11 protein-coding genes and 1 tRNA gene are annotated in these 13777 nt (G+C 61.2%); 9 read left to right on the top strand and 3 right to left on the bottom strand.

Annotated elements, in window-relative coordinates; genetic code table 11:
• Positions 1-27 precede the first annotated feature (27 nt).
• Positions 28-438: a PRC-barrel domain-containing protein gene (locus tag MUU54_RS01270; RefSeq protein WP_247242197.1), complete on the bottom strand. Its 411-nt coding sequence runs from the start codon at positions 436-438 to the stop codon at positions 28-30.
• A gap of 107 nt (positions 439-545) precedes the next feature.
• Entirely contained in the window at positions 546-1472 is a 927-nt protein-coding gene (locus tag MUU54_RS01265) for an MBL fold metallo-hydrolase (protein WP_247242196.1), read from the bottom strand.
• Between the two features lie 171 nt (positions 1473-1643).
• On the opposite strand from MUU54_RS01265, the gene MUU54_RS01260 reads away from it, so the two are divergent.
• The 7 genes from MUU54_RS01260 (at position 1644) to MUU54_RS01230 (ending at position 10573) form a co-directional block, all read left to right on the top strand.
• A tRNA-Gln gene (locus tag MUU54_RS01260) sits at positions 1644-1718 on the top strand.
• A gap of 263 nt (positions 1719-1981) precedes the next feature.
• The gene (locus tag MUU54_RS01255; RefSeq protein WP_247242195.1) at positions 1982-2863 is read left to right on the top strand and encodes a helix-turn-helix domain-containing protein; all 882 of its coding nucleotides are present in this window, start codon (positions 1982-1984) and stop codon (positions 2861-2863) included.
• A gap of 156 nt (positions 2864-3019) precedes the next feature.
• Positions 3020-5161: a TonB-dependent siderophore receptor gene (locus MUU54_RS01250; protein WP_247242194.1), complete on the top strand. Its 2142-nt coding sequence runs from the start codon at positions 3020-3022 to the stop codon at positions 5159-5161.
• A gap of 27 nt (positions 5162-5188) precedes the next feature.
• Entirely contained in the window at positions 5189-5968 is a 780-nt protein-coding gene (locus MUU54_RS01245) for an ABC transporter ATP-binding protein (protein WP_247242397.1), read from the top strand.
• The gene (locus MUU54_RS01240; protein ID WP_247242193.1) at positions 5965-6852 is read left to right on the top strand and encodes an ABC transporter substrate-binding protein; all 888 of its coding nucleotides are present in this window, start codon (positions 5965-5967) and stop codon (positions 6850-6852) included. Before MUU54_RS01245 ends, MUU54_RS01240 begins: the two co-directional genes overlap by 4 nt.
• Positions 6845-8830, top strand: coding sequence for a Fe(3+)-hydroxamate ABC transporter permease FhuB (gene fhuB / locus MUU54_RS01235; protein ID WP_281433164.1), 1986 nt, complete (start codon positions 6845-6847; stop codon positions 8828-8830). The genes MUU54_RS01240 and fhuB overlap by 8 nt, the downstream gene beginning before the upstream one ends.
• Before the next feature lie 21 nt (positions 8831-8851).
• A complete protein-coding gene (locus MUU54_RS01230; protein ID WP_247242192.1) occupies positions 8852-10573 on the top strand; it encodes an ABC transporter ATP-binding protein in 1722 nt (573 codons plus the stop codon).
• A 220-nt stretch (positions 10574-10793) separates the two neighbouring features.
• Here the strand turns inward: MUU54_RS01230 and MUU54_RS01225 are convergent, their stop codons facing one another.
• Complete coding sequence (locus MUU54_RS01225; protein ID WP_247242191.1) at positions 10794-11831, bottom strand: trans-3-hydroxy-L-proline dehydratase; 1038 nt, start codon at positions 11829-11831, stop codon at positions 10794-10796.
• A gap of 155 nt (positions 11832-11986) precedes the next feature.
• Here MUU54_RS01225 and MUU54_RS01220 point away from each other — a divergent pair, with 155 nt between their 5' ends.
• Together MUU54_RS01220 and MUU54_RS01215 are read left to right on the top strand one after the other, a co-directional pair.
• The gene (locus MUU54_RS01220) at positions 11987-12691 is read left to right on the top strand and encodes a GntR family transcriptional regulator (RefSeq protein WP_247242190.1); all 705 of its coding nucleotides are present in this window, start codon (positions 11987-11989) and stop codon (positions 12689-12691) included.
• 117 nt (positions 12692-12808) lie between these two features.
• Positions 12809-13771, top strand: a complete 963-nt coding sequence (locus MUU54_RS01215; RefSeq protein WP_247242189.1) for a dihydrodipicolinate synthase family protein — start codon at positions 12809-12811, stop codon at positions 13769-13771.
• Positions 13772-13777 lie beyond the last annotated feature (6 nt).

Raw genomic sequence — 13777 nt, 5'->3', positions numbered from 1 at the left:
AGCCTTCGCCGCGGCGCCTCCGCCGGATCAGTCGCGAGCAAGACCCAGCTTGTCGAGATCCACCGCCTGCGCGTCTTCCAGCACTTCGCGCGTTAGCGTCGGCGCGGTGATGCGGACGTCGTCCCCGTCACGCGTCACTTCCAGCGCGCTCCAGTCGACGAGAACGTCCTTTTCCCCGATGCCGAGGAAGCCGCCGACTTCGACTGCGACAGCGGCAACCGTCCCATCCATGTTGAGCAGCACGTCCTCGACTTCACCGATCTCGTCGCCGTCGGCGCCGTAGATGTCATAGTCGTCCAGATTGCCGGCAAAGAGATAGGTGGGCGCATTGCCCTGCACCGCTTCGGGAAGCACTACGATCGGCGCCTTTATGGGAACCTGGGCAAACGCGCTTGCGGCAATAAGCGTCGCGGCGGCTGCAAGTACGATCGTTTTCATGAGGTCCTCGCTTCTGCTGATGTGACTGTGCGACCGGTCCGGCCGCACTTCGCCAGGAGAACGGGAATGGCAGAGCTGATGTTCCATGTGCTGGGTAGAGGTGAAGGTCAGGCCGGAAAATAGGCGCCGGCAAGAGAAGGAGGCCCTTCTGTGGTCACACGGCCCTTTTCGACGAGGTCTTCGAGATGGGCAAGCACCGATAGCGCCGCCGCACCGTGCAGGCGCGGGTCCGTACGGGTATAGATCGCCCGCACCATGTCCGGGATCAGCCGGTCGCCCGCCTTGATCCGCTCCAGAACGGCCCGCTCGCGCATGCGCCGGTGGGTGCGAAGGCCGCGCAGGAAGGACTGCGGCTCGCGCACCGGCCCGCCGTGGCCCGGTAGCATCAGCCGGTCGTCGCGTGAAAGCAGCTTGTCGAGCGAAGCCATGTAGTCGGCCATCGAACCATCCGGCGGTGCCACGATCGTCGTCGCCCAGGACATCACGTGGTCGGCGGAGAACAGGATGCCGCTGCCTTCAAGCGCGAACACGGTGTGATTGGCGGTGTGGCCGGGAGTGTGGATCGCCTCGATGGTCCATCCGTCTCCTTCCAGTTTTTCCCCGTCGCCGATCGCAACGTCCGGTACGAAATCCGCGTCGGCACTTTCGGCAAGCGGATTGGCCTCGCCGAAGAACAGCGGTCGCGCCGACCGATGCGGACCTTCCGCCACGGTGATCGCCCCGGTCGCCCGTTTCAGCCGCGCTGCCAGCGGCGAATGATCGCGATGGGTGTGGCTGACGAATATATGGGTTACTTCCCGCCCGTCGATTGCCGCCATGAGAGCCTCGAAGTGCGCCTCGTCCTCCGGCCCGGGGTCGATCAGTGCAAGGGAAGAGTGGCCCAAGAGATAAGTATTCGTGCCATGGAAGGTGAACGGGGAAGGGTTGTTGACCGTGACCCGCATCACCTTTGGCGCAACGGGCACCGCACGGCCATAGGCGGGCTGAAAGACGAGATCGAACTCGGGTTCCTTCGCATCGTCGTCTTCGGCCATAATCTTTCCGCCTGATCATCATCCTGGGTTCGCCCGCGCCTAGCACGATGTGGTTCGGGAAATCTTCAAAAAACAGTCACTGCACCGATTGCCGCCGCATCGAAGCTTTGCTAGATCACCCCGCAACCGCCGGAGCGGCGTTTCGCCGCCTTCCGAGCGGCCGTCAAACGGTGGGGCGTAGCCAAGCGGTAAGGCAGCGGTTTTTGGTACCGCCATCCCCTGGTTCGAATCCAGGCGCCCCAGCCAAGGCCGGGTTCCCGTCCCGACACACAGGTAACAATGTCCATCTAGTACATGGGTGACCGTTCAGGCGGCATCGATTGAAAAGCGCTGGTCCCTATCCTCAGGTTCCGCCGACGCGATTCCCGTCTTGCTCGACAAAGCATACACCCACAGTCTCCCCCTCCTGAAATCCGGGACGCCCGTTTTGCGCTTCGCCAGCAACTGCCTGATTGACAGCAATCCCACATTTACCCATAAAAGTTTCTGTTGAATCTCAAGTTATTGCCATGACCTTCCAGCCCCGGATGAACAACCGGATCGACGGCTTCAGCGTCGTTGGAAAGATCCGCAGCCGTCAGTGGAACGGCATGACCGCCGATCTGACGGAGGTGGAATGTGCCCCTTATGCCGGCGGCTACTATGTGGCGCAGGATCCACGGCTGTTCATTCTGCTGGAGATGGAAGGCGAGGGCCGGCCGCTCGTCAAGATGACGGCAAACGGCGCCTCGTTGCCTCAGGATACCGAGCATCGGCCAATCTCCTACGTGCCTGCCGGCATGGATCTTTGGGTGGATGTAGTCAGGGTGCGTACCATGCGTCACCTCGACCTCCACTTCGATGCAGACGCGCTTCTGCAAAGATTGGGAGATGATCTTGATCCAGGGCGTCTCCAGGAGGCCAATCTGCTGTTCAGTGATCAAAAGATCTTTGCCCTTGCCCGTCTGATTGCAGAGGAATGCGCCAATCCACAGCCGCTGCACGATCTTTATGGCGATGGTCTTTCCCTGGCACTGGTCATCGATGCGATAAAGCTTGGACGTAGTATTCCCCGGCAGAAGAGCGCGCTCGCATCCTGGCAACTGCGCCGGGCGCTGGACTTCATCGACAGCAACTGCCTGCGCAACATCCGGCTTGAGGAACTGGCGACCCTCACAGGCTTGTCACAATCCCACTTCAGCCGTGCCTTCAAGGCGTCGACCGGTACGGCGCCGCACCAATGGCAGATGAAGGCGCGCATCAAGCGGGCGCAGCAGTTGCTGCTCTCCCGCACAACCTCCTTGAGCGAGGTGGCAGCCGACACCGGTTTTGCGGATCAGGCGCATTTCACCCGTATTTTTGGTCAGGTGGTCGGCATGACACCCTCCCAGTGGCGCAAAGCGCACATGTAGGCGGTAAGGCGGTCAGATTCGTCGAAAACGTTCAAAAGTCGCAAATGGCTTCAAGCTGCCCACGTAAAGATGAGTTAATTGCTCACCTATTGTAGAAGCCGCGGGCAGGGGCTGCGGCACAGGTTGGGGCGTTGAAGCATGCGGGATTTGAGGGTGATGACGAAGCTTCTGAAGGCTTGTCCTGCTTTAGCGGTGATTGCTGCGGCGGCGCCGGCGCTGGCGCAGGATGCGCAGCTGGAAACCATCGTCATCGAAACGGAGGGCGGCTCGGGCGGACAATCCGCGGTGGGACCTGTTAACGGGTATGTCGCGAAGCAGACGACGACGGGCTCCAAGACAGGCACACCGATCAACGAGATTCCACAGTCTGTCTCTGTCGTTGGACGCGAGGAGCTGAATGACCGGGGTGTTGTGGAGAAGGTCGATCAGGCGTTGGTCTACACGCCAGGCGTTTTCGCGCAGCCTTACGGATCTGATCCGGATACCGACTGGATCTACGTGCGCGGCTTCAACGCGAGCCAGACGGGCCTCTTCCTCGATAACCTGGCCCTGACGAGCCACGCATTCGGCAATTTTCAGATCGATCCCTTCATGCTGGAGCGCGTCGAGGTTCTTAAAGGACCGGCTTCTGTGCTTCTTGGTGGCGCCAACGCCGGTGGACTCGTCAACCTGGTGCGCAAGCGTCCGACCGCCGAACCGTATTTCTACACCGAGATCGGCATCGACAGTAACGGCAGCGCTTTTGCCGGGTTCGACGTTTCCGACGAGATTAGCGGCAACAGCGCCATGAGCTATCGGATGACAGGCAAGCTTTCAGGCGGCGACGGCTATTCGAATGAGCAGGAGGACATCCACGGCTTCGTGATGCCGCAGGTGACCTGGCAGCCGGACGAGGCAACGAGCCTCAACGTTTATGCCTATGTCAGCAGACTGGACCAGACCCATACGTCCAATGGCTTCCTGCCCTATTCCGGGACCGTGGTCAGTAACCCATTCTTTGGCAGGCTAGACCGTGACGTGTATCTCGGGGAGGAGGACTTTGACATCGGTCGCATGACCCAAGCGATGGTCGGCTATGAGTTTGAGCATGAGTTCGATGGTGGTTGGAAGTTCACGCAGAACCTGCGTTACGGCCATCTCGACAAGCGCGAGCGACAGCTTTACCCGTTCGACTTTGCCGACCAGACCGATGGCCTTGTCAACCTTTATGCAGACGACGTGCGCTCGCAGGCCGACTCGTTCAACGTCGACAACCGTGTTGAGAACGAGTTTAGTGTCGGTGGCGCCGATCACAGGTTCATGGCCGGCCTCGACTATCGCTACTACCAGCTCGACAACAATCAGACGGCAACTCCTTGGGGCAGCTATCCCACCCCGGCTGACCCGAATGATCTGCCGTATGAACTGCCAATCCCGTCACTCGCGCCTTTCACGCAGCAGGTCTACACGATCCATCAGGTGGGCGTTTATGCGCAGAACCAGATCAAGTTTGGCGACGGCTGGATTGCGACGCTCAATGGTCGCTTCGACTACCTTGATAGCGAGGTAGATGACCGGCTTGCGCAGACATTATCCAGCCTGACAGACACCGCCTGGAGCGGCCGCGCAGGCGTGGCCTACGAGTTCGAGAACGGTCTGACGCCCTATGTCAGCGTAGCGACATTTTTCAGCCCCCTCGTTGGTAGTGGGGCCGATGGCGCACTTGAGCCGGAGGAGGGCGAGCAGTACGAAGCCGGCTTCAAGTATGAGCCGACTTGGTTTGACGGCATTCTGATGGCTTCGGTCTTCCAGATCGACAAGCAGAACTATACCGTCAGCATCCCGACGGTCGGCGACCGGCAGGTTGGCGATGTCCGCTCGCGCGGTGCTGAATTAGAGGGTAAATTCAATATCGACCAGAACTGGAAGGTTCTGGCCTCTGCGTCGTATACGGACATAAAATTCACGGATTATCCGGGAACGCCGGCTCTTGAAGGAAACACGCCACTATTGGTGCCGAAGGCGCAGGCGGCTCTGTGGTTGGACTATACCGTGACACAGGGCGTGCTGGAAGGCGTGAGCCTCGGCGCTGGCGTCCGCTACAAGGGCGAATCTTGGGCCGACGATGCCAACACGTTGCGCGTGCCGGGAGCCACGGTATTCGATGCCGGTATCCGCTATGAAAAGAACGACTGGAAGGCGGCACTCAACGTGACCAACCTGTTCGACAAGGAGTATGTGGCGGGCTGCAACACGATGTCCTTCTGCGGCTACGGCGAGGCACGCACCGTAACGCTCAAGTTGAGCAAGACGTGGTAAACGAGAGTCGGAATGGTTGAACAGGGCATGCCGGACGGGTTTCTGTCTCTCAGCGGCGTCGGCTTCTCGGCAAACGGGAGGACGATTTTGTCCGGCATCGATATGGACATTCAGGCCGGAAGGGTCTGCGGCCTCGTCGGGCCAAACGGGTCGGGCAAGAGTACGCTGCTCAAGATCATTGCGCGGCAGGTAGCTCCGACGTCCGGAGACGTCTTCTGGAGTGGTCGGTCTCTGGCCGATTGGAGCGGTCGAGCCTTTGCTCGACAGGTCGCTTACATGCCGCAGTTTACGCCGGGCGCTGACGGCATGACGGTCCGCGAGTTGGTGGCGCTAGGACGCTTTCCTTGGCACGGGACACTCGGCCGGTTCGGTAAGGTCGACCGTCGGGCCGTCGAGGCGGCAATCCAGCGGTCCGATCTTGCTTCCTTCGCCGATCGCCGCGTCGACAACATGTCGGGCGGCGAGCGGCAGCGCGCCTGGATTGCCATGATGCTGGCACAGGATGCGCGCTGCCTGATCCTCGATGAGCCGACGTCCGCTCTCGACCTTGCGCACCAGGCAGGGGTTCTCGCCCTGGTGCGGACGCTGGCTGAGGAACAGGGTTTAACGGTGATCGTCGTGCTTCACGAGATCAATCTTGCCGCTCGCTACTGCGATACGATCATTGCGCTGAACGGCGGACGGGTGCTGATGAGCGGCAGTCCTCGGGAAGTCATGCGATCCGACACGCTCAAGCAGATCTTCGGCGTCGACATGGGCGTCTTCGAGCATCCGCAGCACCAGCACCCTGTCTGTTACCTCCTATGACTGCCGGCTCTCCTCCCTGTACGCGTCGTCAGGTTTTGGCCGGTCTTTCACTGCTTGCCGTGCCATCCCCCCTCTTTGCGGGCACCGCAGGGACGCGGGTCGCAACGCTGGACTGGGCGTTGTTGGAAACTCTGTTGGCGATCGGCGCCAATGTCGTGGCAGGCGCAGAGCTTCGCCAGTTCCGCGAGGTGGCGGTAACTCCTCAGGTGCCGCCAGGCGTGACGGATCTCGGCCTGCGCGGCCTGCCGAATTTCGAAGCGCTCTACCATGCCGGGCCGGAGGTAGTGTTCAACTCTAACTTCTACGCCTCCAGCGAACCCGTGCTTGCGCGGATTGCGCCGGTAGAGACACATTCAATCTATATGCCCGAGAAAGACCCGTTTGCACTTGCGGTGGAGGCGACGGGGGAAATCGGCGAACTGTTAAACCTGACGGCGGCAGCGAAGCTGATCGACGAAGTAGAGGCTCAACTGCTGCGCCAGCGGCAGGTAATGGCGGCGGGGGATGGGCGGCCGGTGCTGCCAGTTAACGTGGGAGACGCGCGGCACTACCGCGTCTTCGGCGCCGACAGCATGTTCGGTGCGGTCCTTGAGCGCCTTGGGCTTGAGAATGCCTGGAAGGGCGCGACGGCCTATAGCGCCAATGCGCCCGTTGGGATCGAAACACTCGCGACCATGCCGGAAGCCTGGATCGTGTTGATCCCACCACATCCGGCCGACGCCATTGCGGCGCTGGAGACAAGCGCCTTCTGGGATGCGCTGCCGCAGGTAAGCAAGGGGCGGGTGCTGAGCCTCGCGTCCGTCAGTCCTTATGGTGCGCTGCCGGCGGCGGCACGGTTCGCCGAGCTGCTGACGGAGGGCCTTTCCCGTGCATGGAATGGCTGAGCCCATACGGCCACGCTTGAAGGCTCGCCGCAGTCTTCTTCTGGCAGGGGCGGGGCTCAGCTGCCTCGGGCTCCTGCTGCTGACAATCTGGCTGATGCCGGTCGTACCAGGGTCACCGGAGCAGGCGCAGATGCTGCGGGAGATCCTGATCTGGCAGAGCCTGATGCCGCGCGCTGCGCTTGGTCTGTTCGTCGGCGCCGCGCTCGGTCTGTCAGGAGCCCTGCTGCAGCATGTGCTGCGCAACCCGATCGCCGATGCATCCACGCTTGGCATCGCCGCCGGGGCGCAACTGGCGCTGTCGGTAGCGCTCGCTCTCGTGCCAGGCCTGCTGGTGCTGCCCCGTGAGATCATTGCCTTCGCCGGAGGCTTTCTGTCATTCGCCGTGGTGCTGGCACTGAGCTGGCGGCGGCAACTGGATCCAGTGACTGTGGTACTCTCGGGCATGATCGTGACGATGATCGCCGCCGCGCTCAGCGTGGCGTTGATCCTCGCACGTGGCGAATATGTCATGTCCATCTTCATCTGGGGATCGGGCTCGCTCAGCCAGCAGGACTGGAGCGGCGTTCTTTCGATCCTCCCGCGTCTGGCGCTCGGCGGGCTTGCGACAATGCTGCTGATGCGGCCGCTGCGTGTAATGTCGCTGAACGATTCTGCTGCTCGCAGTCTCGGAGTGAGTGTCCATGCCATTCGGTTTGCAGTCCTGACACTGGCGGTCTGGCTGGCCGCCTCAGTGACGGCGATCGTTGGCGTAATTGGCTTTCTGGGGCTCGCTGCCCCCGCGATTGCGCGGTACTGCGGGGCGCGGACCGCCGCAGAGATCACCTCCGCTGCCGCTTTGGCTGGCGCCCTCCTGTTGTTTGCCGCCGACAGTCTGATGCAATTGCTCGGCCCTGGTTTCTCCGATCTTGCACCGGCAGGTGCTGCCACGGCGCTTCTCGGCGGGCCGCTGCTGCTTCTGCTCCTGCCGCGGGTGCGGAGCACTCTCGGGCTGCGAACGGCGAGTTCAGTACCCCTGCAGCGGTTGCGGCGTCCGGGACTCGGTCTCGCGGTCCTGGGCGTGGCCTTCCTTTGCATCTTCGGTCTGGCATTGACGCTCGGGGCCTCGGACAAGGGTCTGGAGATGAGCCTTGGCAGCGAGTTCGCCGACCTCCTGCCGTTCCGCCTGCCCCGGCTTCTCGCGGCCGGCGGGGCAGGGGCGATGCTCGCCGCTGCTGGCATGATCATGCAGCGGATCACCGGCAATCCGCTTGCCGGTCCGGAGGTGCTGGGGGTCAGCGCCGGTGCCGGTGCGGGCCTTGCGGTGGCGCTATTCCTCGTTGCCTTCCCGTCGCTGCCGGTGATGCTCGGCTCCATGGCCGCCGGGGCACTCGTGACCTTCCTGCTGATGACCGCAATGACGGGCCGATCCGCCTTTTCCGCTGAAAGGGTTCTCCTTGCCGGGGTGGCTGCCGGTGCGCTCGCCATGGCGCTCGTGACGCTCGTCCTCGCTCAAGGGAATATGCGCAGCTATCTCCTGCTTCTCTGGATGTCGGGATCGACCAACCGTGTCGGGGCGCTAGAGGCAACTTTTGTAGTGAGTGCCTCAATCGTGCTGGTGGCGCCGCTGTTCCTCCTTGGCCGCTGGCTGGCCATTCTCCCGCTCGGTGCTGATGTCAACCGTGGGCTCGGGCTTCCGGTGGCGCGGGCAAGGCTTGCGCTTGCGCTGCTCGCCGCTTTGCTGACCGCCGCCGGCTCCTTCGCCGCTGGGCCTCTTAGCCTGACCGGGCTGGTGGCGCCGCATCTGGCCCGCATGGTTGGGTTCCAGCGCCCGGCGCATCAGCTCATGGCAGCCCTGATGTCTGGTGCCGGCCTGATGATTGCCTCGGACTGGCTTTCGCGGCTGGTCATCTATCCCTACCAGATCCCACTCGGTCTCTTCGCCGCGCTGATTGGCGGCCCCTATCTTCTTTGGCTGCTTGGCCGTAAGAGCGACCAGTAGCTTCGCCACGAAGGCAAACGCATGAACGATCTCATTCGCCGCTTCGCCGCCTATTACGGGCCCCACCGGAAGCTCTTCCTGATGGATTTTTCCTGCGCCGTCGCGGCAGGCCTGCTCGAGCTTGCCTTCCCCATGGCAGTGACGCTCTTCATTGATCGCCTGCTGCCGACCCAACGGTTGGATCTCATCGCGCTGGCAGCGCTCTGTCTTCTCGCCGTCTACCTCTTGAGCGCTGGTCTTCAGATCGTCGTGGTCTACTGGGGCCACATGCTTGGCATCAACATCGAGACCGAGATGCGCCGCAAGGCGTTTGACCACCTGCAGAAGCTTTCCTTCGGCTACTTCGACAACGAAAAGACCGGAAATCTCGTCGCAAGGCTGACCAAGGATCTCGAGGAGATCGGTGAGGTTGCCCACCACGGTCCCGAAGATCTGTTTTTGGCCGTGATGACGCTCATCGGGGCGTTCGCGCTGATGATGTGGGTGCATATGCCGCTCGCGACAATCACTACGATCATCGTGCCGCTGACGGCAATCGTCACGACCTTCTACGGCCAGCGGATGACCAATACCTGGCACGCGCTCTATGGCCGCGTAGCTGACTTCAACACGCGCATCGAAGCCAACGTGGGCGGCATCCGGGTCGTGCAGGCGTTCGCCAACGAGGATCACGAGCGCAAGCTCTTCGCCGAAGACAACTGCAACTATCGAACCACCAAGCTACAGGCCTACAAGGTGATGGCGGCGGCAACGTCGCTGAGTTACCTCTCCATGCGCTTCGTTCAGGTCGTGGTGATGCTGGCGGGCGCATGGTTCGTTATCACCGGTAGCCTGTCGGCCGGCGGCTTCGTTGGTTTTCTGCTGCTGGTCAACGTGTTCTTCCGGCCGATCGAGAAGATCAATGCGGTGATAGAAACCTATCCGAAGGGAATCGCCGGCTTCCAGCGCTACACGCAGTTTCTTGCCACCGAGCCTGATATCGCGGACTGTCCTGGCGCCATCGAGCTCGTGCGCCCACGTGGGGAGATCCGTTATGCGCAGGTGAGCTTCGGCTACCGGAACGGACGCAGGGTTCTGGACTATATTGATTTCCACATCGAGCCGGGCGAGACGGTGGCGTTCGTGGGACCGTCCGGCGCGGGTAAGACGACGATCTGCTCCCTCCTGCCGCGCTTCTACGAGCCAAGCGAGGGGACAATCAGCATCGACGGGACGGACATCCGCGCCGTTACGCTGAGATCGCTGCGTGCAAACATCGGCATCGTTCAGCAGGACGTCTTCCTGTTTGCCGGAACGATCCGCGACAACATTCTCTATGGCAGGCTGGAGGCCTCCGACGACGAGGTGCGACATGCGGCACGGCGGGCGCGCTTGGATACCATGATCGCGGACCTCCCGGATGGCTATGACACGGTCATCGGCGAAAGGGGCGTCAAGCTATCCGGCGGTCAGAAGCAGCGGCTGGCCATCGCAAGAATCTTTCTGAAGAACCCTCCCATCCTGATCCTGGACGAGGCAACTTCGGCCCTCGATACGGAAACGGAGCGGGCAATCCAGGCGTCACTGGCGGAACTGTCGGAAGGCCGCGCCACCCTCGTCATCGCACATAGGCTCACAACCATCACGAAAGCGAACCGTATCTTCGTTGTGGACGGCGGGAGGATCGTCGAAAACGGATCGCACGAGATGCTCGTGTCAAACCAGAACAGCGCCTTCTATCGTTTGGCGAAGGCGACGGACTGATGCGAAGGCCCCGTCAAGGCCTTCGTCCAGTCACCGCGGTTCACCTGTCGGCTTTGTGAAGTTTCGGGCCTGACATTCTCGCTTCCGGCCTGCCGACAGGTGCATGAATGCACCCGCAGAAACGGGTGCCGCCAGCTACCGGTCCAGCTCGTCCATTGACGCTGGATCAGCGGGTCTAGACAGCCGCTGAATTGTTTGAAGAGCACTTCCAGATGCAGATTCACGAGTGGCGGGTGCCGGGCCATGTGTCGGCGAGGCGGTAGCCGGCCGGCCAAGGGTCTTCAGGATCGAGCATCACCTGATGCGTACCGGTGATCCAAGCGCGGCCCGAGATTTCTGGTACGATTGCAGGGCGACCTCCGACAGTGGTTTGCCTGACGATGCGGCAATCGAAACGTGAATTGATGATGGAATAGCCGCAGAAGCGCTGCCCCACATTGATCTGACCGCGAGCGTGAAGCAAGGCCATGCGCGCCGAACAACCGGTCCCCGTTGGCGAGCGGTCAAGTTTGGCAGGCTGGATCACGACTGTATTGCGACCGTGCAGTGTCCCGCCTCGCTCCTCGACCGGCAGCGTCAGTTGGCAGAAGGATATGTGGTTCCATTCCGGGTTGTCCGGATGGGTGAAACCCAGTTGCTCATTTGCCGCATTGGTTATCCGGATGCCAGTCTCAGCAAGTTCGCGTGCTTCGTCTGGAGTGACAGCAAAACCTAGTGCGTGGGCGTCGGCGAAGACGAAGCTGTCGCCGCCGTAGGCGGTGTCGACGGTGAGCGTGCCGAGTCCTTCCACTTCGAGCTTCGCATCCAAGTTGTCGGCGAACGACGGCACGTTCGTGACGGTGATACGCTCAGCCTTCCCATCGCGGCAGGATGCGACGACATCGACCAATCCGCCCGGTGCTTCAAGTGCCATGCGCGTTTCCGGCTCGACCATGGGGACGATGCCGCTGTCGAGCAAAACAGTGGAAACACAGATGGAATTGGATCCCGACATGGGAGGGGTGTCCTCCGGCTCCATGATGATGAAGCCCATGGTCGCCCGCGGATCCTTCGGCGGCACGAGCAAGTTGATATGGCGGAAGACGCCCCCGCGCGGCTCGTTTAGCACGAAGTTTCGTAGCGTCTTGTCTTCGGCAATGAACTTGCGTTGCTCCCACAGCGTCCGCCCAGGTGGCGGCGCCACCCCGCCCACAATCACATCTCCCACTTCGCCTTCAGCGTGACATGAGACGATATGGATGACCTTGCTGCTACGCATATGTTCTCTCCCGTTTGTCCTGTGACGGTACTGCTTCACTCAAGGCGTCCATGAGAACCAGTCACCAGCACTTGGCGACAGCAGATTGAATCAGTTTAATTGATTGATTGATCAGCTGCAGAATTGTATTTTAACTGTCGACAAGAGGATATTCAATGGCCGAAACTGCTTCCCTATCGGTGCCCGAACGCAAGCGCGGGTCTGGCGTCAAAATGGTATACGACCTTCTCCGCAACCAGATTCTCGACCTCGAGCTCGCCCCCGGCAGCCCCGTTGATGAGGTGCAACTGGCGGAACGGTTCAAGATGTCGCGGACGCCGATCCGCGAGGCTTTGGTGCGGCTTGCCGGGGAAGGGCTCATCGAAACGCTGCCGAACCGTTCCACCATGGTGTCGAACATCGACTTCCTCAATCTCAGCACCTTTTTCGATGCCTTGGTGCTAATGTACCGAGTCACGACGCGGCTTGCGGCCCAGAATTATCGGCCGGAAGACCTGTCCGTCATCCAAGGCTTTCACCAGGATTATGCGGCGGCGGTGGAGGCGCGGGACGCGCTGGCGATGATTGCAACGAATGCGGCCTTCCATGCAGCCATCGCCGAAGCCGGGCGCAACCCCTACTTCACGAGCCTCTTCCGCAGGCTGCTTGACGAGGGGCGCCGCATCCTTCGTCTCTATTACCGGTCCTACGAGGAGCAGTTCCCGCAGCGTTTCGTGGAGGAACACGCGGAGATCATTGCTGCAATCAAAGCACGCGATGTGGAGAAGGCGGACCGCCTCGGCAAGGCTCATGCTGAGCAGATCGTCGCTCAGGTGCAGAAGCTGTTCAATCCGAACGGCGGGCTAGATATCTCTCTTTAAGGTTTGCATTCATGTTGTCGACAAACAAAATGCAAAATGTTAATGACGTCAGCTGGCGGCGGGCTTGGAGCATCCTGGCCGGGTGACTGCCAAACAGAATGGTTGAAGGAGACTGATGTGAAGGCCAAGATTTTTTCTGGTGCCATCCCCGCCTTGATGACCCCGTGCAAGGATGATCGCAGGCCGGATTTCGACGCACTGGTCCGCAAGGGCAAGGAGTTGATCGGCAAAGGGATGTCAGCTGTCGTATACTGTGGCTCTATGGGCGACTGGCCACTGCTGACCGATGAGCAGCGCATGGAGGGGGTTGAGCGTCTGGTGAAGGCCGGGGTTCCGGTCATCGTCGGGACCGGTGCAGTAAACACGGCGTCAGCCGTCGCGCATGCCGCTCACGCGCAGAAGGTCGGGGCGCAGGGTTTGATGGTAATACCGCGTGTGCTCTCCCGTGGTTCTGTCGTGGTGGCTCAGAAGCACCACTTCAAGGCAATTCTTTCCGCTGCGCCGGATCTGCCGGCCGTGATCTACAACAGCCCCTACTATGGCTTTGCAACGCGCGCCGATCTCTTTTTCGCCTTGCGGGCCGAGCACCCGAACTTGGTCGGCTTCAAGGAGTTCGGTGGCGCTGCCGACATGCGCTATGCCGCGGAGAACATTACCAGTCGCGACGATGACGTCTCGCTGATGATCGGGGTCGATACCTGCGTTTTCCACGGCTTCGTGAACTGTGGCGCGACCGGTGCCATTACCGGGATCGGCTGCGTCTTGCCAAAGGAAGTGCTGCATATGTGCAAGCTCGCTCAGGCCGCCGCGAAAGGCGACGTCGATGCCCGTCAGCGCGCCCTTGAACTTGAGTCGGCCCTTGCGGTGCTGTCGTCGTTCGACGAGGGTCCCGATCTGGTCCTTTACTTCAAGCACATGATGGTTCTGAAGGGCGACAAGGAATACTCGCTGCACTTCAACGAGACGGACGAACTGTCCGAAAGCCAACGAGGCTATGTCGAAACCCAGCTGAAGCTCTTCGATACATGGTATGCGGAGTGGAGCAAGCTGCCGGGCGCAGTGCAGACATACAAGGCTTAAACTGCA

It is taken from the genome of Pseudorhizobium tarimense (assembly GCF_022968135.1).
GTDB classification, from domain to species: Bacteria; Pseudomonadota; Alphaproteobacteria; order Rhizobiales; family Rhizobiaceae; genus Neorhizobium; species Neorhizobium tarimense.
Note: the sequence above shows the minus strand (reverse complement) of the source record. Positions and strands in the feature narration are given on the sequence as shown.

Bases quoted from the DNA above. Each gene is read 5' to 3' on its own strand.
- MUU54_RS01225 (WP_247242191.1), bottom strand. From the start codon at position 11,831: ATGCGTAGCAGCAAGGTCATCCATATCGTCTCATGTCACGCTGAAGGC.
- MUU54_RS01220 (WP_247242190.1), top strand. From the start codon at position 11,987: ATGGCCGAAACTGCTTCCCTATCGGTGCCCGAACGCAAGCGCGGGTCT.
- MUU54_RS01270 (WP_247242197.1), bottom strand. From the start codon at position 438: ATGAAAACGATCGTACTTGCAGCCGCCGCGACGCTTATTGCCGCAAGC.
- MUU54_RS01255 (WP_247242195.1), top strand. From the start codon at position 1,982: ATGACCTTCCAGCCCCGGATGAACAACCGGATCGACGGCTTCAGCGTC.
- MUU54_RS01265 (WP_247242196.1), bottom strand. From the start codon at position 1,472: ATGGCCGAAGACGACGATGCGAAGGAACCCGAGTTCGATCTCGTCTTT.
- MUU54_RS01240 (WP_247242193.1), top strand. From the start codon at position 5,965: ATGACTGCCGGCTCTCCTCCCTGTACGCGTCGTCAGGTTTTGGCCGGT.
- MUU54_RS01230 (WP_247242192.1), top strand. From the start codon at position 8,852: ATGAACGATCTCATTCGCCGCTTCGCCGCCTATTACGGGCCCCACCGG.
- MUU54_RS01245 (WP_247242397.1), top strand. From the start codon at position 5,189: ATGCCGGACGGGTTTCTGTCTCTCAGCGGCGTCGGCTTCTCGGCAAAC.
- MUU54_RS01250 (WP_247242194.1), top strand. From the start codon at position 3,020: ATGACGAAGCTTCTGAAGGCTTGTCCTGCTTTAGCGGTGATTGCTGCG.
- fhuB (WP_281433164.1), top strand. From the start codon at position 6,845: ATGGCTGAGCCCATACGGCCACGCTTGAAGGCTCGCCGCAGTCTTCTT.